Consider the following 21927-nt stretch of genomic DNA (forward strand, 5'->3'; position numbering starts at 1 on the left):
TAACCAAAGGAAAAGGCTGTCTTTATTGAGACAGCCTTTTTTAATTTTGCAGACACCAATGCAAAATCTTAGCGATGTTTTTAGCATCATCAATTCCGCGGTGATGCGTTCCTTCCAACGGAATATTAAGCAGCGCCAAAGCACCATTCATTCCGGTTGGTTTTACCAAACCAAACTTTTCGGCAAAATGCTCTTTAACATTAATATGCTCATCTGCCATTGGATATGAAATACCGAACGATTTACACTGCTTTTTAAGCATATTCAAATCGTATTGACCGTAACTTGCCCAAGTGTACAAATCGGGATTGTATTGGTCGATTAACAAATCAATAGCTTCTTCAAAACTTACTCCATTTTGATCCAGTAAATCCTGAGTTATTGTTGTCAATTCTGTACAAAACGGACTAACGCTAGAACGTTGCGGTTTTATCAAAATCCCTTTATTCTTGGAAATTTCGCCAGTCGCAGTATCTAAGACCGCTAATCCGATTTCAATAATTTCATTTTGCTGTCCGCTCGGGACTGCGCCTTGCCAACATGTGGCTTCTAAATCGATAATAATAATTTTATCTGTAGCTTTCATTTTTTTTAATTTTTAATAATTGTTTTAATTCTATCTTTTAGAAAAATAAGCTTTTAAAATCTAGAAAGAAACTTCTTTTCTTAGACTTTTTTTCAGCGCTCTTCTTTTCAAAAACAGCTTTCACTTTCTCCATTCTTTCGATTGGTTTTGCTTTCTCAGTTTTAGAATTTTCGTAAAACTTTTTGAAAGGACGCAATTCAAAATCAACCAAAATTGCAGCCATATTAATAGCATCAATGTTTGACGGATCTGTTTCGCCTTTGAAGAACGTTTCGATAGGTCTGAACTTATCTTTCTTCTCCTTAAACTTATTCTTTTTGGTGTGATCGAAATCTAAACCCAAAAGATTACTGAAAACATTTAAATCCTCTTTTGTTGGGTTATTTTCGAAAATCAACCAGCACAAATCACGAAGTTTTCCACGAGAAGGCTTGTACAAATAATCAAAGTATTTCCCTTCTTTTTCGATTTCGTATTTTTTTCTAATTGCGTTTTTATATTGTTGTAATGTATTGTTTTGCATGGTATTTTGATTTTGTAATTCTTGGGAATCTCAGGAAATCGAAGGCTTTTCTAAGAAATCCAATATCACACAAGTTCAAAAGCACCATTGCTTTACCAGAGAAATATCTCTAAATGATATATATAATTTTCCTAAAATTCACCTTTTCCTTCCATAGGTTAATAAGTTCTAAATCCATCTCTCTACTCGAGGCAAATGGCGACTCACTAAATTCCACTTTATCTGTTTGACCACTATAGTCTGACCTAAGTCCTATTTTTTGATTCATCCTAATTTTTTTTTTAGTTTCTAAGGGACTAAGATGCTGAGATACTAAGTTTTTTCTTTTAGCACTCTGAACCTTTGTCACTTTGTTTTTTTGTTCCTTTTTCACTTGCCGTTAAGGCAAAAAAAAAGCACCCGATTAAAGGTGCTTCATGACAAATACGATATAACTATCCTATTGCTTATATTGATGCACCGACATGTAAAAGCTTTCACGATCCGAAATCGAGGCTGCTAATCCTGGGTTGTGTATGTATAATTTAAAACTCATTTTATTTGTTTTTTATAATTGTTGTTGTTGTTTTATGAAACGCTATGTTTTAATTTTGTTTGGCAAAGATAGGATAGAAAAAATCATATTTCCAAATCTTTTTTAATATTAATTTTCTGATTACCAATTAGTTATGCTAAAAATTTAGACAAAGAAATTCCTGTCCGCAAACTGGTGCAGATCTCTATTTTGTATCAAATGACTGTTACTCATCAGATTACTTTCCAAGACTATATCTTCCTATTTTTATTAATCATTAAACATTTTGGTCAATTATTTTTTTAATTTTTTTTAGTTCTGGTTTGTTTTTCTATCATTTTAAACGTCTTTCTTGTCATGTTGAGCGAATTTCATTGTCACACTGAGCGAAGTCGAAGTGCTTTAAAACAAAAAAAGCGTCCTACAATGTGGACGCTTTTCTATTTTATGATGAGTTTGATTCTAAATCTTACATTTCAATTTCACAAAAATACATACGCATCCTGAGCTTACAGCTGGAGAATTTCCGGCTAAAGTTTCAAAATTTTGGCTTATTGATAGTATCATTGTGTTTTTTTATGTTTTTAATTACAGATACAAATGTAGTATATTTTGTGATAATTTAACAAATATTGGTTAAAATAAAATTTTTATAACAAAATCCTATAAATTGATATTTGTGCAGTTTGCATTTTTTATTCTTAAAACTATTCAGCTTTAAGAACATTATTTTTAAGTTTCCATTAAAAACATAATTAATCTTTCTTTACTAATTTCTGTGTTCCAAATTCTCTCTTCATTCAAATAAAAACAAAATAACTCTTCTTCATAATGTTCAAAAAAAATCTTTCTAAAAGAGAAAATCGGATCATCAGATTCGTAACTAAAATCGAAAGACGTTGTGCTTATTTTTAATTTTACATTAAACTCTTTATACCTTTCTTTTTCAAATTGCAGGTTATACACAACGTCGCATGATATAATTTCATCTGCATGTTTTATATTGTAAAATGAGATGTTGTAACCATAATATAATAATTCAGGTAATTTTAAATTAACTTCAGATCTATCTTTTAAAAAGCTCCATTTTTTATATCCATCAAATACATATTTGAGTTTATTATTAGAATTATATAAGCATTTTATTTCTTCAGGCTCAAAAGAATTTTCTTGTTTTTTGAGTTTTAATTTAAAAATAAAAGGTTCATAAACTTTTGCTTCTATTTCAGGAACAAACGGAAAAATTGATTTAAAAAAAGAATTATTAGTTTTATTCAGGCTGCTAAACTGTTCTTTTTCAAACTCATCTACTGTATAGGTTGTTTCATTAGAATAATAATTTAAAACTTTATTCGAATCTTCAAAATTTACAATTACAGTATCGAAATCATAGCCTAATTCACTTTTAAAATTATCATAAGAAATCTTTCGGGCATATTTTAAATCCATTTCATCATTCTTAAAAACAACTCGTGTAATTTCTCTACCAAAAAAGTCCTGAACCAAAATTCCCTTGTAATGTCCAATTTCTAATGTCTCAACTACACTTTCAAAAATATCATATACAAAATATCCATTTTGATGCTTTTTATTATGATAAACAATAAAATTTCTTGTAGAATAAAATTCGAAATCTTCTGGTTTTTCCTGATCAGAACAATAGTATTCTACAAAAGAACAGGAATTATCTTTATAAGTTTTGATTTCTTTTGTGAGCTGGTTTATTTTTACTTCTTTCTTATATTCATATACTTTTTTAATTTCATTTTCTGAAATAACTTGACCAAGATGATTTTTATAAATAATTTCTATTTCTTCTTTTGAACTTTCCGGAACCTCCGAAAAAAAAGATTTAAAAAAAGGATCTTCTATCCTATTAATATAAGTTTCAAATTTTAGATTTGGCATTTCCCAAACAGTATCCTCCCACATAGAATCAGAACCAAAACCACAATCATCTATATAAGAGATTGCACCAGAATCATCATACATGTAAATACTTAGTATCTGAGATTCATAATTGTTTTTGTAACAATACTTAATTAAAGAATGGGTTCTAAATTTATTACTAAGAAGATAATTAACACTAATCAATTGATCTTGATAATTGTAAACCTCATTTCTTTTTTCGATTACCATTCCATTTTCGTCATACTGTATAACTTCCCAATATGTGCAATTATTTTTGATTATAGGTTTATGATAAAAACAATACTCAATCCCATTTTGCATTTCTTCCAAAAAGTCTTCAATGGTTTCGTCAATATTTAGAAAGTAAGTTTTCGATACAATTTTTCCATACGCAAATTTTTCTATAAAACGTTTCTTCTTATCTAAATACAAAGTTTTATGAAAAAATCGTTCTGTAAAAATTTCTTTAAATGCTATTTTGTTTTTGTAATAATCTGAATATTCAATACAAATTTCAGGAATGTTAAAATCTGAATTGGGAATTATGGGAAAAAATGATTTTAAAAAATCTTTATCAATATTTAGATGATACCTTTCTGAAAAATCATTTGTAAATAAAAATTCCTGAAGATTCATTTCTAAATTTTCATTTGAAAAATATGCCGATTTAAAATCTCCGTTTTCAAAATAGTTAACGCTTATAGTCGAATCTTCTTCAACCTTTCTGCTCAAAATTGAATATTTAGCATCACTTTTTATTGTTTTGGAAAAATTAAAAAAGCTGGAATCCTCATAAGTTTTCAAACTATTACCTGTTTTTACAACTAAGTTTTCCTCTTTATCTTTTATTATAATCGATTGTTGTTCAAGATTTCTAAAATCATAACTTTGAAACAAATAGACTGTAAAACCAAACTTATCGAATAATTTATAATGAAAACTTCTATCTAAAAATTGATTATTTTCAAGCAATATTTCTTCTATTGACTGATTGTTATTCAAATAGTAAATCGTAAAATTACTATTACTGTCAGATGAGATATATTCGGTTCTTATAAGTTCATCATCAATATAAAAATTCTTGAAAAAGTTTTTTACAGTATGAAGTTCTTCCTTTGAAATAACTTTTTCATTTCTACCTGATTTATATATAATTTCTTCCTCCATTTTAAAAGTATCATTTGACTTCTTTGTTTATTCACACGAAATTACGGTTTCTTTCATCGTCATTTTAGACAGTACATAATTCATCAAATTGAAATTAGTTAAAGCATTATCCAAAATCCAAGCATCAGAAGTGACAGCAATCCAATAGCTATCAGCTATTACTTTATCTGGATTATAGACCAATTCTACTTTCCAATCATATTGTTTTTCTAAAGCTACTTCTTCGATCATTTTTTTCAATCTTCCACTATTTGAAACAGGTTTATCGAAAAACCAATGAATAGTTTTGACTTTTTCTTTTTGATAGAAATCAGCAATTATTTCTATTGCTTGAGATGTTTGTTTTACTCTCTTATAAGTTCCGTGCACACTCGACAAATCACGAATAAAACCATCTTGTCCTTTAAAGACATAAGCGTTTGATAAAATGCTTTCTAATAAAATCAAAGCATTAAAACCATCTATAGCAATTTCTTTTCCTTCTAATTCTTGACTTTGAATTTCTTTTGCTTTTCGGTTTTCGATCTGGTTTTGAGAAGCGCTCATTCCGCGAACTGCCTGTTGCTGACGAGAATTTAAACGATATCGGTTTCCTACCAAAGCTAATGTCGCTTTTTCGCCATAACCTCTACTCAGGAAATAAGACAAATCTGTTACAGCTTCTTTTAACTTCAACTGTATTTTCTCTGTTCCGAATAAAATATCGTCACTTGCTTCTTTTCCTCTGTTTTTTAGATCTGTCATGACTTTGATTTTTTTCATCCTGACAGATTATAAAACCTGTTAGGTCTTGTACTAAATTATAAATTCTTTAAACCAAAAAATCTGAAATCAGTCGTTGTTTGAATCGATCGATAGGCTTCAGATCGACATTGGTATCTCCGTTGAGAATATCAAAAGGATCGTCTAAACCGCTAATTAATAAATACAAATAGCAAAACAAAAATGTAATGGCAGAAGTTACTAAATAATCTGCCGAGGGGCTTTTGAATTTAGTAATAAGTAAAAGTGACATTACGATAAACAAGATACTTTGCAGCAAAGTATAAGCCGGTTTGATAAAATTGTTTCTCGAAATCGAATAGGCACGGGTAAGTTGTTTTCGCATCGCATTGGTATTTTCCTGTATACCTTTTATGGCTTCTTTGTCGACACCTCTTTCTGCAAAATAATAGGCAATCTCATTTGATTTTCGAATTAAAGGAAAGATAATAGTAGAGTCTTTTCCGTGAGAATATATCCATGCAATAATACCATCGGTTATGGCGATCATTTGCTCACGCAAAAAAGTGCTGTTTAATTCTTCCCTGCACAAATCTGAAGCTCCTATTCTTGGTGCTCTGTAAGCCAGATAAATCCAATCTTTGATCGCTTCGAGATTTGAAGCAACTTCGCCTGGGATTTTTTCACTTTCTTTAAAATCGGTCATGGTTGCGGCCAGTAACAATCCGAACACAAAAAATGCACCCGTAAAAATAATCGTAATATCGGATAGCTCTATCAAATCGTGAAAATCCTGTCCGTAAAGAGAAAGCTTTTTAAATATAAAATTTTTAATTAGTAATATGGCTAATGCCGCAATAAATGACTTTATGATTATGGTTCTGTGCAGTACAAATTTCATTATATTCTTTTTTGGCAAATTAAATAAAAATCTTCATGAATCAGGATTTTATTATTGCCACAAAACCACTAAGCTGCAAAGTTTTTTTTAGCGTTACCCTTTGCGCCTCTGTACCTTTGTCTCTCTGAACCTTAAAGTCTAAATCCCAAAAAAGCTTTTAGAATTCCTAGCCGTTTCCTCCCCTACTTTAGCTAAAGTAATACCTTTAAACTGTGCAATTGTTCCGGCAACATACGGCAGAAAAGCAGGTTCGCAACGACGTTCGTGATATTTCTTCAAGAGACTGTTCGGGACATTTTTAGGAAGCATAAACGGCGCATCGGTTTCGATCATCATTCGGTCCAGCGGTACGTACTGAATGACTTCTTTTAAATGACCGAAACGTTTGGTATCTGAAATCGCTCCCGTAAAACCCAGATAAAATCCGTTATCGAGATAGGTTTTGGCTTCTTGCAACGTTCCCGTAAAACAATGCACAACGGCTTTTGGCAATTGCGGTAAATAGTCTTTGGTAATATTCATAAAAGAATTAAAAGCGCTTCGTTCGTGCAAAAACAAAGGTTTCTGCACTTCGATCGCCAATTCTAATTGGGCTTTATAACATTCTTCCTGTTTGTTTCGGGGCGAAAAGTCGCGATCAAAATCGAGTCCGCATTCGCCAACGGAAACGACTTGTTTCTGTTTTAATAAATTTCGCAGTTTTGAAATACTTTGTGCATCAAAACTCTTCGCATCATGCGGATGTATTCCGGCTGTCGAATATAATATTCCCGGATATTGTTTCGCGATTTCTAATGAAGCTTCACTATTTCGTACGCTTGTGCCCGTGAGTATCATTTGCAATACGTCGGCGTCGAGCGCGTCTTGTACGACATCGTCTATGTCGTTTTGGAATTGTTTGTTCGTTAAATTAATTCCTATATCTATATATGTCATTTTTTTCTTTTTAAGTTGCTATCCCGATAGCTATCGGGACTAAGAGGCTAAGGTGCTAAGGTTTTTTTCTCTCTAGAACCGATTATTTTTTCTTTTAAGATTTTAGAAGAAAGAAGCAAGAGACAAGACCACAATATCTTGCTTCTTGCCTCTTGCTTCTCTTTAGTCTTCACGGCTTCCATCATCAGCCATTCTCACTAATTTCGGTGTAAACTTCGCTACAACATCAACCAAATCCTGTTGTGCTTCCATCACCTGATTGATATCTTTATACGCCATTGGAGCTTCGTCCAGACCTGCTCCGATAAGCGTAACACCATGATCTTTCAGGATCGATTTCATTTCGGTTGGTGTGATGTTTTTAATGGCTTGGGTTCTGCTCATTTGTCTTCCTGCTCCATGCGAAGCCGAATTGATGGCGTTCTCCTCGCCTTTTCCTCTCACCAAAAATCCTGGTGCGGTCATACTTCCCGGAATGATTCCCATAACGCCTTTTCCGGCTGGAGTCGCTCCTTTTCTATGTACGATCACTTCTTCACCGTTCCAAATTTCTTTCCAGGCGAAATTATGATGGTTTTCAACTTTGGCTAAAATCGTCGCACCCAAAGCGCGTTCCATTTTGTTATGAATAATCTCGTGACAAGCCGAAGCGTAATCTCCCGCCAAATTCATTGCCAGCCAATATTCCTGACCTAATTGCGAATTCATATCTAAATACGCTAAGTTTTTTGCCACTTCTGGAAGTTTACATTCCTCTTTCGCGATTTTCGTATAATGTCCGGCAATTGTAGCTCCCATTCCGCGTGAACCGGAATGCGTTAACAAAGCGACGTATTTTCCTTTTGGAATATTCAAAACTGCATCGTCTTGCGCAAATTCCATGATTCCGAATTCCACAAAGTGATTTCCACCACCTGAAGATCCTAATTGCGACCAGGCTTTATCCTTCAAGTTCTTCACAAACGGATTCATATTGAAAGTTTCGTTCTCCAAAACCGCATGATCTGATTTGTACTGACCATGAAATCCGTGTCCCGCTCCAAAAATGGAATTCGCAATTAATTCTTTTTTGAATTTAGCTTCGTTTTCAAAGTAAAAATCTTCCGGAATATCATAAACTGACAATGCCATTCTACACCCAATATCAACTCCAACGCCATACGGAATAATGGCATTTTTTGTGGCTAAAACTCCGCCAATCGGTAATCCATAACCTTGGTGCGCGTCTGGCATTAAAGCTCCGGCAACCGTAACAGGCAATTTCATAGCAACTTCCATTTGTTTTCTGGCTCCGTCTTCGATATGATCTAATCCGTAAGCCGAATACGCATTTGGATTTTCATTTAAAGCGATGAAATCTTCTGGTTTTTCATTCGATTTTTCGATTAAAGCTACAGCCAGTTTGCTGAAAATTTTATCGTCTATATAATTCTCCGGAGTTTCTAAGACGTTTTTGAAATTTGTTATCATTTTGTCTCTTGTGAATCCGTTTCTTTTGCTGTTTATTTTTAAGGCGATTCCGATTATTTTTCCTTCTGGGAATCCTAATTCTAATATATCTGTACCGTTTATTTGTGTTTTCATTTTTTCTTTTTTAAGGGGAAAAGTGTCAGAGACTCATAGGTGCAAAGGTTTTAAACTACTACGTAATTATTTTAAAATCGCCCACGATTCTCTTTTTGTTGCAATAAAATTTCATTAATTCTCTTAATCTCATTTATAATTGGTCCCATTTCATATTCGACGTTGAACATCTTAAAAATATCCTTATCATAAAAATATGCTCTAAAAAATGTTCTATCATCATCGACGTAAATTCTTGGTCCCACGTATTTCTGCATTACTTGATATGTGGTATTTTTTCTTAAAAAATCATCTAATTTCTCGTCAAAATGTTCGATATGATTTCTCATATCTCGATTTTTCAAAACACTTGAATCATTAACAAGATAAACTTCACGTAACTTGTTCCCTCTATTTTTATGATATACATCATTCCCTGAAGGCCAAAAAAAACGAGAAATTCCTCCTGCATTAAGAATGATATTTTGAAGCAAATCTAAAATCACTTCATCGTTTTGACAATCATAATAATCTTTTTTCCAGAAAACGTCTAATGCTTCAGCATCATTCAAAATTGAACGTGTTTTTGTTAATAAAGCTTGGCTATAAAAAGCTTCATTAAAAAGATGGATTTCAAATTCTGAATTTTTCATACATATCAATTTTATAAAAATTAGACAATGGTTATTGTTTTATTTCTTGAGCAAAGATTTCAAAACTACTACGCAATTATTTTGCGCAGTAAAAAAAGAATTTTAAATTTGAGTAAAAAACAACATGAATTTAGAGAAAATCTATTCTGAATTACTCTCAAAAATTGGCTTTTCAGCAAATGAAATTCAGCAAAAATGGAAAGATTTACAAAAGACATATTCAGGAAAATCAAGGCATTATCATAATCTTAACCATTTAAAAGAAATGATTGAGAGCTTTGAAATCTATCGGGACAAACTTGAAAACCCGGATGAAATATTATTTTCTATTTTTTATCATGATTTTGTTTATTCAGCTTCTAAAAAAGATAACGAACTTAAAAGTGCTGAATATGCTTTGGCTGTTTTACCTGAAAATGTCATTCTAAATAAACAATTGATTTTTGATGCAATCTGCGCGACACAGCAACATCATCAAAATGAAATTGAAGATATTAATTGGCTAATCGATTTTGATTTGAAAATCCTCGCTAAAGATTGGGGAGATTACAAAATTTATTTCGAACAAATTCGAAAAGAATATCGCATTTATCCTGATTTTCTATACAAACCCGGGCGTGCAAAAGCTTTGAAACATTTTCTTGAGAATGATTTTATTTTTCAAACTGAGGAGTTTAGAGATTTATACGAAGAAAAAGCGAGACAAAATATTGAAAACGAGATTTCATTATTAACGTAAATGCGTGAGGGATTGAAGTGGAGCTCTTTTTTAAGGCGATTTTTCTTCGCCTTAAAAAAAGCGGGAACGTAAAGCCCGACCCGGAGGGGCACGCCCAAAAACAACATAACAATGTCACAAAACAAAAATGCTTTAATCCGGTACAAGACAATCGATAAATGTCTGCAGAATAAATACCGGCAATGGACTTTAGAAGATTTGATCGAATGTTGTTCTGAATCTTTATTTGAATATGAAGGACGACAAAATCCAATTAGCAAACGAACGATTCAAATGGATATTCAATTGATGCGAAGTGAAAAACTCGGTTATAATGCGCCAATCGTTGTTTACGATAAGAAGTACTATAAATATGAAGATGAAGATTTCACCATAACCGATATTCCGCTGACGGAGACCGACATGAATGTTTTGACCGAAACCGTTTCGATGTTGAAGCAATTTAAAGATTTTTCTCTTTTTAATGATGTATCAGATATTCTACAGCGATTGGAGGACAAAATCTACGCCGAAAAGTCGCACACAAAGCCTGTAATCTATTTGGATAAAAATGAAAATTTAAAAGGCTTACATTATTTAGATGAAATTTATCAGGCGATAATTAAAAAAGTTACGTTGGTAATTACTTATAAATCTTTTAAATCCAGAGAAGAAACGAAATTTCATTTTCATCCTTTTATATTGAAGGAATTCAATAATCGATGGTTTTTGATTGGGAAAAAGAAATCTTCACAACCTATTACAAATTTGGCTTTAGACAGAATTATAGCAATTGACTACGATTTTAACCTCCCATATATAGAAGAAGATTTTGATGCCGATGCTTATTATAAGAATGTAATTGGCGTTACCGTTAATTCGGGATTACAACCCAGACGAATCGAACTTTGGATCGATGCTGTAAATGCACCATATGTTCTAACAAAACCTTTGCATCCGTCCCAGCGATTAATTAAAGAAAACGAAGATCACAGTATTATAGTACATATATTTCTTTCTCCTAATTATGAAATGGAACGTATATTATTAGGTTTTGGCGACGGAATTGAAGTTCTCCGCCCCGAATATCTTCGAAACAGAATGAAAAAAATTCTTGAAAAAGCAATTTCCAGATACGAACCTGAAAATAATACTGAATTAAACCTATAATTTTTTGAATAATACCGAATTAAACCTCGTTTTAAAATCAAAAAAGTTTTTTTACCATATGAATTTTGTTAAAATTTCAAAAAAGAATAGTATATTTCAGTTAAAATTTAACCATAAAACCCTAGAAACCAAAGGCATTTTTTAATTAACCAAAAATTTATTTAAAAATAATATGCACGCATAGTATTTTTTAATTATATTTGAAATCGATATAGTTACCTATGAAAGATAAAACGATAGATTATATTTTGAGAGCGACATGGCAAGCTGTTTCAAGAATGTATAACGAAGAAGCTGCAAAGTACGATGCAACAATGGCAACCGGATTTGCACTTTTAAGCATGGACAAGGAAGAAGGAACACCATCGACCGCTTTGGGCCCTAGAATGGGAATGGAAGCTACAAGCTTAACCAGAACGCTCAAATCTATGGAAGAAAAAGGATTAATTGTTCGCAAGAAAAACCCAAGCGACGGCCGTGGTGTTTTGATTTACCTGACCGAATTTGGAAAAGAAAAAAGAGATTTATCTAAAAATACAGTTCTGAAGTTTAATGAAACGGTAAAGAAACATGTTTCGGAAGAAAAGCTGAAACATTTTATCGAAGTTTCTGAAATCATCAATGAACTGATTCACGATAAAAATATATTTAATCAAACAGAAAATACAGAAAATGAATAGTATTTCTTTTAAGAGATAATTCAGATTCTGGCAAAAAACAAATATTAAGTACCTATGAAACGCACAATTAAAAAAGTTGCTGTAATTGGATCCGGAATTATGGGTTCAGGAATAGCTTGCCATTTTGCCAATATTGGTGTTGAAGTTTTACTTCTTGACATCGTACCACGCGAATTGACCGAGGCTGAAGCTAAAAAAGGATTAACTCTTGAAAGTAAAGCTGTTCGCAACCGAGTGGTAAACGAGCACTTGGCGAATTCATTAAAATCGAAACCATCTCCTATTTACAGTCAGAAATTCGCAAATAGAATTACGACTGGAAATACGACTGATGATATGGCAAAAATTGCCAATGTTGATTGGATTATCGAGGTTGTTGTAGAGCGTTTAGACATTAAGAAATTGGTTTTTGAACAAATCGAGAAATTCCGCAAACCAGGAACTTTGGTTACTTCTAATACTTCTGGTATTCCAATTCATTTTATGAGTGAAGGAAGAAGCGAAGATTTCCAACAACACTTCTGCGGAACTCACTTTTTTAACCCTGCGCGTTACTTAAAATTATTTGAAATTATTCCTGGTCCAAAAACTTCAACTGAAGTATTGGATTTCTTAAACGAATACGGATCTAAATTCTTAGGAAAAACTTCGGTTGTTGCTAAAGATACTCCAGCGTTTATTGGAAACAGAATTGGTATTTACGGAATCCAAAGTTTATTCCACTTGGTAAAAGAAATGGGATTAACAATTGAAGAAGTTGATAAATTGACTGGACCAGTAATTGGTCGTCCAAAATCGGCTACTTTCCGTACGGTTGACGTTGTTGGTTTGGATACTTTGGTACACGTTGCCAATGGTATTTATGAAAACTGCCCGAACGACGAACAACACGAATTATTCAAACTTCCTGATTTCATCAACAAAATGATGGAAAATAATTGGTTAGGAAGTAAAACCGGACAAGGTTTCTACAAAAAAGTAGATAAAGATATTCTTTCTTTAGACTTAAATACATTAGAATACCGTGCTGCAAAAAAAGCAAATTTTGCTACGCTTGAACTAACAAAAACTATCGACAAACCAATCAATCGTTTTAAAGTTTTAGTAAAAGGAACAGACAAAGCGGGAGAATTCTACCGTAAGAGTTTCGCCGGAATGTTTGCTTACGTGTCAAACAGAGTTCCTGAAATCTCAGACGAATTATACAAAATTGATGATGCCATGAAAGCTGGTTTTGGATGGGAAAATGGTCCATTCGAAATCTGGGATGCTATCGGCGTTGCAAAAGGAATCGAAATCATGAAAGCAGAAGGTTTAGAGCCTGCTGCATGGGTTACTGAAATGTTGGCTTCTGGAAGCGAAAATTTCTATACTGTAAAAGAAGGAGCAACTTATTTCTATAACATTCCAACAAAATCACAAGTAAAAGTTCCTGGACAAGATTCATTCATTATTCTGAACAACATCCGCGAAAGCAAAAAAGTTTGGAGCAATAGTGGTGCAATCATTCAGGATTTAGGAGACGGAATTTTGAACTTAGAATTCCAATCTAAAATGAATACCATTGGTGGCGATGTACTTCAGGCCATCAATAAAGCAATCGACTTATCTGAAAAAGAATATCAAGGTTTAGTTATTGGTAACCAAGCAGCGAATTTCTCTGTTGGAGCTAATATCGGAATGATTTTCATGATGGCAGTTGAGCAGGAATACGACGAATTGAACATGGCAATTAAATTGTTCCAAGATACAATGATGCGTGTTCGTTACTCTTCTATTCCAGTTGTAGTAGCGCCTCACGGAATGACTTTTGGCGGTGGATGCGAAATGAGTTTACACGCTGATAAAGTTGTTGCTGCTGCTGAAACTTATATGGGATTAGTTGAATTTGGTGTTGGTGTACTTCCTGGCGGAGGTGGATCTAAAGAAATGGCTTTAAGAGCTTCAGATTTATTCCGTAAAAACGATGTGGAATTGAACGTTCTTCAAGAGTATTTCTTAACAATCGCTATGGCTAAAGTTTCGACTTCTGGTTATGAAGCTTTTGATACAGGACTTTTACAGCACGGAAAAGATGTTATTGTAGTAAACAAAGATCGTCAGATTGCTGAAGCTAAAAAACATGCATTGTTAATGGCTGAAGCTGGTTATACGCAACCAATCAGAAGAACTGATGTTAAAGTATTAGGAAAACAAGCTTTAGGTATGTTCTTAGTTGGAACAGATCAAATGGAAGCTGGAAAATACATTTCTGAGCACGATAAGAAAATCGCAAACAAACTGGCTTATGTAATGGCTGGAGGTGATTTATCGGAAGCTACTTTAGTATCTGAACAATACTTATTAGATATCGAACGTGAAGCTTTCTTATCTCTTTGTACAGAGAGAAAAACATTAGAAAGAATTCAATACATGTTAACCAAAGGGAAACCTCTTAGAAACTAAGAAAATGAAAACAGCATATATAGTAAAAGCATATAGAACAGCAGTTGGAAAAGCTCCAAAAGGTGTTTTTAGATTTAAAAGACCTGATGAATTAGCTGCAGAAACCATTCAGTTTATGATGGATGAGCTGCCTGATTTTGACAAAAAACGTATCGACGACGTTATGGTAGGAAATGCCATGCCGGAAGCGGAACAAGGTTTGAACGTTGGACGTTTGATCTCTTTAATGGGATTAAAAGTAGAAGACGTACCTGGAGTTACAGTAAACCGTTATTGTGCATCTGGATTAGAAACTATCGGAATGGCGACTGCTAAAATCCAATCAGGAATGGCAGATTGTATCATTGCCGGTGGTGCTGAAAGTATGAGTTTTATTCCGATGGGAGGTTACAAACCAACTCCGGATTATAAAGTTGCTGCTGCAGGTCATGAAGATTACTATTGGGGAATGGGTTTAACTGCGGAAGCGGTTGCTAACCAATATAAAATCTCTAGAGAAGATCAGGATGAGTTTGCCTATAACTCACATATGAAAGCCTTGAAAGCACAAGCAGAAGGGAAATTCGACAAACAAATCGTTCCAATTACTGTTGAGCAGACTTTCATCAATGAAAATGGTAAAAAAGAAACAAAATCATACGTTGTAAATAAAGACGAAGGGCCAAGAGCAGGAACTACTAAAGAAGCTTTAGCAGGTTTAAGACCAGTTTTTGCTGCTAATGGAAGTGTGACAGCTGGTAACTCTTCTCAAATGAGCGACGGTGCAGCATTCGTTTTAATCATGAGTGAGGACATGGTTAAAGAATTGAATCTTGAGCCAATCGCCAGATTAGTAAATTTTGCTTCTTCTGGTGTTGAACCAAGAATTATGGGTATTGGTCCGGTAAAAGCAATTCCGAAAGCGTTGAAACAAGCAGGATTAACATTGAACGATATTGAGTTAATTGAATTAAACGAGGCCTTTGCTTCACAAGCTTTAGCAGTAACTCGCGAGTTAAACATAAATCCAGAAATCGTAAACGTAAACGGTGGAGCAATCTCTTTAGGACACCCTCTAGGATGTACTGGTGCTAAACTTTCTGTTCAGTTATTTGATGAGATGAAACGCAGAGGTAACAAATACGGAATCGTTTCAATGTGTGTGGGGACTGGACAAGGTTCTGCAGGGATTTACGAGGTATTATAGTTTTTAAGAGGAAAGAAGCAAGAAGCAAGACTTAATTTTGGAATGAGGATATTCTGAAAACAAGACTTTTAAAGTAGTAAAAAACTTACTTTTATTTTTTCTTCTTATCTTGCCTCAAAAAACATGAAACACAATTTTAAGAATTTGAAAATTTGGATTTTAGCTATGGAAATCACTAATGACACCTATAAACTAACAGCCTCTTTTCCAAAATCAGAAACGTATAGTTTAACAAGTCAAATGAATAGATGTTCTGTTTCAATGCCTTCTAATATTGCTGAGGGCTCTAACAGAGGAAACAAACACTTTCAGCATTATTTGAATATTAGTTTAGGTTCGTCATTTGAATTACAAACGCAATTACTGATAGCTTTTCAAAATGATTATCTATCTAAGACAAAAACAGAAGAAATAGAAAACAAAATAATTGAATTTCAAAAGATGACAACAGGTTTCATAAACAAGTTAGATTAAAAATCTTGCTTCTTGCTTCTTTCATCTTTTATAAAAAACAAAAACAAAATGGCAGATACAATCGAAAAAAACGTGACTCGTGGTGGTCAGTTTTTAGTTAAAGAAACAAAATGCGAGGATATCTTCACACCAGAAGATTTCTCTGAAGAGCAGTTAATGATGCGTGACTCTGTAAAAGAGTTCGTAGACAAAGAATTATGGGCGCATAAAGATCGTTTTGAGAAAAAAGATTACGCTTATACAGAATCATCTATGCGTAAAGCTGGTGAACTTGGACTTCTTGGAGTTGCAGTTCCTGAAGAGTACGGCGGATTAGGAATGGGATTTGTTTCTACAATGTTGGTTTGTGACTACATTTCTGGAGCAACAGGTTCGTTCTCAACTGCTTTTGGTGCGCATACAGGAATTGGAACTATGCCAATCACCCTTTATGGATCTGAAGAACAAAAGAAAAAATACGTTCCATTATTAGCTTCTGGAGAATGGTTTGGAGCTTATTGCTTAACTGAACCAGGTGCAGGATCTGATGCTAACTCAGGAAAAACAAAAGCTGTTTTATCTGAAGACGGAACTCATTATTTAATTACAGGTCAAAAAATGTGGATTTCGAATGCAGGTTTCTGCAGCGTTTTCATCGTTTTTGCTCGTATTGGAGATGATAAAAATATTACAGGTTTCATCGTAGAAAATGATCCAGCAAACGGAATTTCTATGAATGAAGAAGAGCATAAATTAGGAATTCGTGCTTCTTCTACGCGTCAGGTTTTCTTCAACGAAACAAAAGTTCCAGTTGAAAACATGTTATCTGAAAGAGGAAACGGTTTCAAAATCGCTATGAATGCTTTGAACGTTGGTCGTATTAAATTGGCTGCTGCATGTTTAGATGCACAAAGAAGAGTTACTTCTGGAGCTGTAAAATATGCTAACGAAAGAATTCAGTTCAATACTTCTATTTCATCTTTTGGAGCTATCCGTTCTAAATTAGCTGAAATGGCAACAAATGCTTACGCTGGAGAAAGTGCTTCTTACCGTGCTGCAAAAGACATCGAAGACAGAATCGCTGCTCGCGAGGCTGAAGGAACGAGTCACCAAGAAGCAGAATTGAAAGGTGTTGAAGAATATGCTATTGAGTGTTCTATCTTGAAAGTAGCAGTTTCTGAAGACGTTCAGTCTTGCTCTGACGAAGGAATTCAGATTTTTGGTGGAATGGGATTCTCTGAAGATACTCCAATGGAAAGTGCTTGGAGAGATGCTCGTATCGCTAGAATCTACGAAGGAACAAATGAAATCAACAGAATGCTTTCTGTAGGTATGTTGATCAAAAAAGCAATGAAAGGTCATGTTGATTTACTTGGACCAGCAATGAAAGTTCAAGAAGAATTAATGGGAATTCCATCTTTTGATACTCCAGATTTCTCTGAATTATTTGCAGAAGAAAAAGTAATCGTAGCTAACTTGAAAAAAGTTTTCTTAATGGTTGCTGGTAGCGCTGTTCAAAAATATGGTCCTGAATTAGATGCTCACCAACAATTATTAATGGCAGCTTCTGATATCTTAATCGAAATCTACATGGCTGAAAGTACTATTTTGAGAACTGAAAAATTAGCAAAAGCACAAGGCGAAGATAAAGTTCAGGAGCAAATTGCTATGGCAAAATTATACTTATACAAAGCGGTAGATATCGTAAACTTAAGAGGAAAAGAAGGAATTGCTTCTTTTGCTGAAGGTGACGAACAACGTATGATGTTAATGGGATTAAAACGTTTTACAAAATACACTAACTTACCAAATGTTGTAGCGTTAAGAGAAAAAATCGCAGCAAAATTAGTGGCAGAAGATACTTACTGCTTCTAATATCACAATAGTTTTTAGCTTTTAATTTGTTTAAGCCCGCGCAAGTCCGAAACTGCGCGGGCTTATTTTTTTAGTCAGTCAACTTTGTTAAAGTTTCTATGACGCAATATTTTTGCAACGATTTGCAAAATATTCGTTAAAATCAGCTTTCTCAGTTATATAAAATGCTTAAATATTGAATGTATTGCTTTATATTTAACATTCTAAAACTTCAAAAAATAAAAAATGAAACAAATTAACCTAATTGCATTTTTATTTATCTGCGTTTTTTCTACCTCAACTTTTGCCCAGAAAAATAAAAAATTGGACATTATCGCTTATTATACAGGCGATTCCAAATTAATTAACGAATACGAAGTCAATAAACTAAATCAGATTATTTTTAGTTTCTGTCATTTAAAAGATGGAAAACTGAGCGTCGATTCTCCTAAAGATTCTATTACAATCAAACATTTGGTTTCGCTTAAAGCAAAAAATCCACAACTAAAAATTATTTTATCACTAGGTGGTTGGGGCGGATGCGAACCTTGTTCATCAGCTTTTTCTACCGCTGAAGGTAGATTGATTTTCGCAAAATCAGTAAAAGAAGTTAGCGATTATTTTAAAGTTGACGGATTAGATTTAGATTGGGAATATCCTGCAATTGAAGGACTTCCTGGACATTTGTATCAAACTGTTGACAAACCTAATTTTACTGAATTACTTAAAATTCTTCGATCAACTTTAGGAAAAAAGTATGAATTGAGTTTTGCTGCTGGAGGATTTCAAAAATATCTCGACGAATCTATTGATTGGAAAGCCGTAACTCCACTAGTAAATCGTATCAATATCATGAGTTACGATTTAGTAAACGGATACTCTAAAGTTACTGGACATCATACGCCATTATACAGTACAAATCCTAAAGAAGAATCAACAGACAGAGCGGTTACTTTTTTATTGAAACAAGGGATTCCTGCTGAAAAATTAATCATTGGAGGCGCTTTTTATACCAGAACTTGGAAAAATGTAGAAAATGTTAATAATGGTTTGTATCAATCTGGAGAACATACTGAAGGAGTTCAATTTAAAAATTCCTCAACAGTATATACCGAAGCAAATGGTTGGAAATATTTTTGGGATGATAAAGCAAAAGCGCCATATTGGTATAACGAAAAAGAAAAAGTTTTTGCAACCGGAGATGATTTAGCTTCAATAAAAGCTAAAACGGAATATGTAAAAGCTAAAAAATTAGGCGGAATCATGTTTTGGGAACTTCCTCTGGACAAAACCCGTGACGGAATGGTAAATGCCATTTATGAAGTTAAAACCAAATAATTAAAACATAAAGAGTAACCTGAAAAGATTTTTTCAGGTTATTTTTTTTTGTAGTATTTTTGATATAACTCTCAAAAACAAACTGTTATGAAATTTTATAATATTATAGCAAATAATCTTATTTATAAAATTGCAAAACGACAGTTCTTCATTTCAAAAACATTTTCTATTCTATTTTTCTTCCTTTTTCAACTTTATGCATTGTATTCCCAAAATCATCCTTTAACCGATTCTACAAAATCAGATGATAAAAATTCTTCATACAATAAAATCGAAAACTTATTAAAACTAGATGAGGAAAAAAGCAATACGCTATTTAAAGAAAATAAAATAAGCAGAGAGCGCGCAGAATTATTCGATGCCATTTCTAAAAACATTCAGAAAGCAGATCTTACCTTAAAAACCGGAATTGACTATAAAGGCTTTACTTCAGAATTAGATTATGTTATTAAGCTCAAAAAAACGGCAATTGATGGTATCATCAAAAACAAAAATGATTTTCAGACCCTTAGAAACATTACCGTTACGTCAATAATGTTGAAAGAGCTGCAGACAAGAGTAGAAATTCAGCTTACAAAAATTAAAAAAAACAGAACCGAATTAAGCGAAATACAAAGCGTAATCGATTCTTTATCCATAAAAAAATCCCTTTTTACGCTTCCAAAAGATTCTTTAAGAAAATCACTTTATTACGAACGATATTCGCAAATGAATACTGATGTAGATCTTCTAAACAAGCGATTTAAAGATGCTTTAGACAGTATCAGCAAACTTCAGATTATTGGAAGCCAATTTAAATATGACCTTCAAAGCGACATTATTGAAACTGATAATATTAGAAAAAATGAATTTCAGAATCTACTTCATTCTGATGGAGAAATTTTTAAAACAAATACAGGCAACACTACTTTTAAAGAAGCTTTCTTTTATTCGGTGACCAAAGTAGTGATCATCTTACTGTTTTTTATAACAAATCACTTTAATGCAATTATTCTAATGCTTTTAGCAGCTTTATGCTTAATCATTTATTTATTTTTTCTAAGAAGCAAATTTATAAAAGAGGGTATTCATAAGAATGTAAATTTTTCAAAACAAATTTTCATCCATCCAGTCAGCTGCGGCATATTGATTTCATTTACAATATTCAATTTTTTATTTATTTTTCCACCGTTTGCTTTTACATCAATTATTTGGTTTATTTCAATGGTCGCATTAACGATTGTAAACAAAGAGCATTTTTGCAAAAAAGAAAATTTTGTCTGGAGGATTTATGTTGTTTTGATTCTGTCGGGTTTGTACGATAACAATATTTTAATTCATTCTGTAGCTGAAGTTTTTTTAATTCTGTTTATTGCATCGGCTTCGACTATATTTAGTATTTATAATTTAAAAAAGAGTAAAGAAATTCTAAATCCTTTTTTTAAATACAGTCTTATTGTAATGATTATTTGCGAAATAGGATCAATTTTATTTATCCTGTTTGATGAAAATTATAATTTAGGAAAACTATTGATGATCAACGGAATCATTACAATTCTGATGTATTATTTGTTTACAAATACGTATCGTTTGATTGTAGATATTCTAAAATATTCCAACTTTCTTAAAGAATCAAATGAGGGAAAACCACAAGAACTTAACGAATTTGAAACCATATATTACGGCCCAATAATCAATGTTTTATTTGTTGCTGGATGGTTAATTTCGATTGTAAAAAACTCATACTTTTTTCATGCAATCCTAGATCCAATTATAAGTTTTTTTAATGAACCAAGAACTATTGGAGACATTAATTACTCGTATCAGAGTATAATCGTTTTCTTTTTCATTATTACAACTTCTGTGCTTATCGCTAAAATTGTTTCCTTTTTAACCAGCAGTTCTTCAAATTCCTTTAATGCTAACCGAAAAAATCGATTTGGAAGCTGGATTCTTCTTATCCAAATTGCGATTTTTAGTATCGGAATCAGCCTGGCATTTATTTCTTCGGGAATTCCAGTTGATCGTTTGACTATCATTATTAGTGCATTGGGAGTTGGAATTGGATTTGGACTCCAGACTTTAGTCAACAATTTGGTAAGCGGACTTATTATTGCTTTTGAAAAACCTGTAAATATAAATGATACAATTGAAATTGGAGGACAAACCGTAACAATGAAATCGATAGGAATTCGAAGCAGCGTTGTGGCCACTTTTGATGGTGCCGATGTAATTATCCCTAATGGAGATTTATTAAGCCAACATTTAACAAATTGGACCTTATCGAATAATAAAAAACGAACTGATATTACGATTGGCGTAGCATACGGAACGAACCTGGAAGAAGCAAAAACAATATTAGAAGAAATATTAAAAAATCATTCTTTAGTGTTAGAAAATCCTGTGCCAATTATTTGGTTTAAAGATTTTAATACAAGCGCAATTGACATTGTGATCAAGTTTTGGGTAAGTCATATCAACTTCGCAAATGATGTAAAGAGCGATTTGATTATTTTGATTGATAAAACTTTTAGAGAAAATAATATTGAAATTCCTTTTCCACAACAAGATATTCACATTATAAAAAAAGAGAATAAAGAATCTGAAAAAGAATAAAAAAACGGCAA

17 protein-coding genes are annotated in these 21927 nt (G+C 32.9%); 9 read left to right on the forward strand and 8 right to left on the reverse strand.

Annotated elements, in window-relative coordinates; translation table 11 throughout:
- Positions 1-40 precede the first annotated feature (40 nt).
- From FN795_RS12835 to FN795_RS12875, 8 genes are all read right to left on the reverse strand, one after another.
- The gene (locus tag FN795_RS12835) at positions 41-586 is read right to left on the reverse strand and encodes a 3'-5' exonuclease (protein ID WP_142450968.1); all 546 of its coding nucleotides are present in this window, start codon (positions 584-586) and stop codon (positions 41-43) included.
- Between the two features lie 37 nt (positions 587-623).
- Positions 624-1109 (reverse strand): hypothetical protein, encoded by a 486-nt coding sequence (locus FN795_RS12840; RefSeq protein ID WP_142450969.1) that lies wholly within the window; start codon positions 1107-1109, stop codon positions 624-626.
- Between the two features lie 1246 nt (positions 1110-2355).
- Positions 2356-4701: a hypothetical protein gene (locus FN795_RS12845; RefSeq protein WP_142450970.1), complete on the reverse strand. Its 2346-nt coding sequence runs from the start codon at positions 4699-4701 to the stop codon at positions 2356-2358.
- Positions 4702-4728: 27 nt separating this feature from the next.
- Positions 4729-5445 (reverse strand): DUF434 domain-containing protein, encoded by a 717-nt coding sequence (locus FN795_RS12850; protein WP_142450971.1) that lies wholly within the window; start codon positions 5443-5445, stop codon positions 4729-4731.
- 67 nt (positions 5446-5512) lie between these two features.
- Complete coding sequence (locus tag FN795_RS12855) at positions 5513-6325, reverse strand: hypothetical protein (protein WP_142450972.1); 813 nt, start codon at positions 6323-6325, stop codon at positions 5513-5515.
- 138 nt (positions 6326-6463) lie between these two features.
- Positions 6464-7261 (reverse strand): TatD family hydrolase, encoded by a 798-nt coding sequence (locus tag FN795_RS12865; protein ID WP_142450973.1) that lies wholly within the window; start codon positions 7259-7261, stop codon positions 6464-6466.
- A 162-nt stretch (positions 7262-7423) separates the two neighbouring features.
- Positions 7424-8845, reverse strand: coding sequence for an RtcB family protein (locus tag FN795_RS12870; RefSeq protein WP_142450974.1), 1422 nt, complete (start codon positions 8843-8845; stop codon positions 7424-7426).
- A 71-nt stretch (positions 8846-8916) separates the two neighbouring features.
- Entirely contained in the window at positions 8917-9477 is a 561-nt protein-coding gene (locus FN795_RS12875; RefSeq protein ID WP_142450975.1) for a hypothetical protein, read from the reverse strand.
- A gap of 124 nt (positions 9478-9601) precedes the next feature.
- Between FN795_RS12875 and FN795_RS12880 the strand changes: the two genes are divergently transcribed.
- The 9 genes from FN795_RS12880 (at position 9602) to FN795_RS12920 (ending at position 21916) form a co-directional block, all read left to right on the forward strand.
- Complete coding sequence (locus FN795_RS12880; RefSeq protein WP_142450976.1) at positions 9602-10216, forward strand: HD domain-containing protein; 615 nt, start codon at positions 9602-9604, stop codon at positions 10214-10216.
- Positions 10217-10327: 111 nt separating this feature from the next.
- Positions 10328-11365, forward strand: a complete 1038-nt coding sequence (locus tag FN795_RS12885) for a helix-turn-helix transcriptional regulator (RefSeq protein WP_142450977.1) — start codon at positions 10328-10330, stop codon at positions 11363-11365.
- 221 nt (positions 11366-11586) lie between these two features.
- Positions 11587-12045, forward strand: coding sequence for a MarR family winged helix-turn-helix transcriptional regulator (locus FN795_RS12890; protein ID WP_115888678.1), 459 nt, complete (start codon positions 11587-11589; stop codon positions 12043-12045).
- Between the two features lie 54 nt (positions 12046-12099).
- On the forward strand, positions 12100-14490 hold the full coding sequence (locus FN795_RS12895) for a 3-hydroxyacyl-CoA dehydrogenase/enoyl-CoA hydratase family protein (protein ID WP_142450978.1): 2391 nt from the start codon (positions 12100-12102) through the stop codon (positions 14488-14490).
- A 4-nt stretch (positions 14491-14494) separates the two neighbouring features.
- Positions 14495-15676 carry a thiolase family protein gene (locus tag FN795_RS12900; protein WP_142450979.1) on the forward strand — a complete coding sequence of 394 codons (1182 nt, stop codon included), beginning with the start codon at positions 14495-14497 and terminating at the stop codon, positions 15674-15676.
- A 123-nt stretch (positions 15677-15799) separates the two neighbouring features.
- Positions 15800-16150: a four helix bundle protein gene (locus tag FN795_RS12905; RefSeq protein ID WP_142450980.1), complete on the forward strand. Its 351-nt coding sequence runs from the start codon at positions 15800-15802 to the stop codon at positions 16148-16150.
- A 48-nt stretch (positions 16151-16198) separates the two neighbouring features.
- Positions 16199-18004: an acyl-CoA dehydrogenase family protein gene (locus FN795_RS12910; protein ID WP_142450981.1), complete on the forward strand. Its 1806-nt coding sequence runs from the start codon at positions 16199-16201 to the stop codon at positions 18002-18004.
- A gap of 225 nt (positions 18005-18229) precedes the next feature.
- Positions 18230-19321 (forward strand): glycoside hydrolase family 18 protein, encoded by a 1092-nt coding sequence (locus FN795_RS12915; RefSeq protein ID WP_142450982.1) that lies wholly within the window; start codon positions 18230-18232, stop codon positions 19319-19321.
- 87 nt (positions 19322-19408) lie between these two features.
- On the forward strand, positions 19409-21916 hold the full coding sequence (locus FN795_RS12920) for a mechanosensitive ion channel family protein (RefSeq protein ID WP_142450983.1): 2508 nt from the start codon (positions 19409-19411) through the stop codon (positions 21914-21916).
- Positions 21917-21927 lie beyond the last annotated feature (11 nt).

The sequence above is a fragment of the Flavobacterium resistens genome (genome assembly GCF_900182645.1).
GTDB lineage: Bacteria > Bacteroidota > Bacteroidia > Flavobacteriales > Flavobacteriaceae > Flavobacterium > Flavobacterium resistens.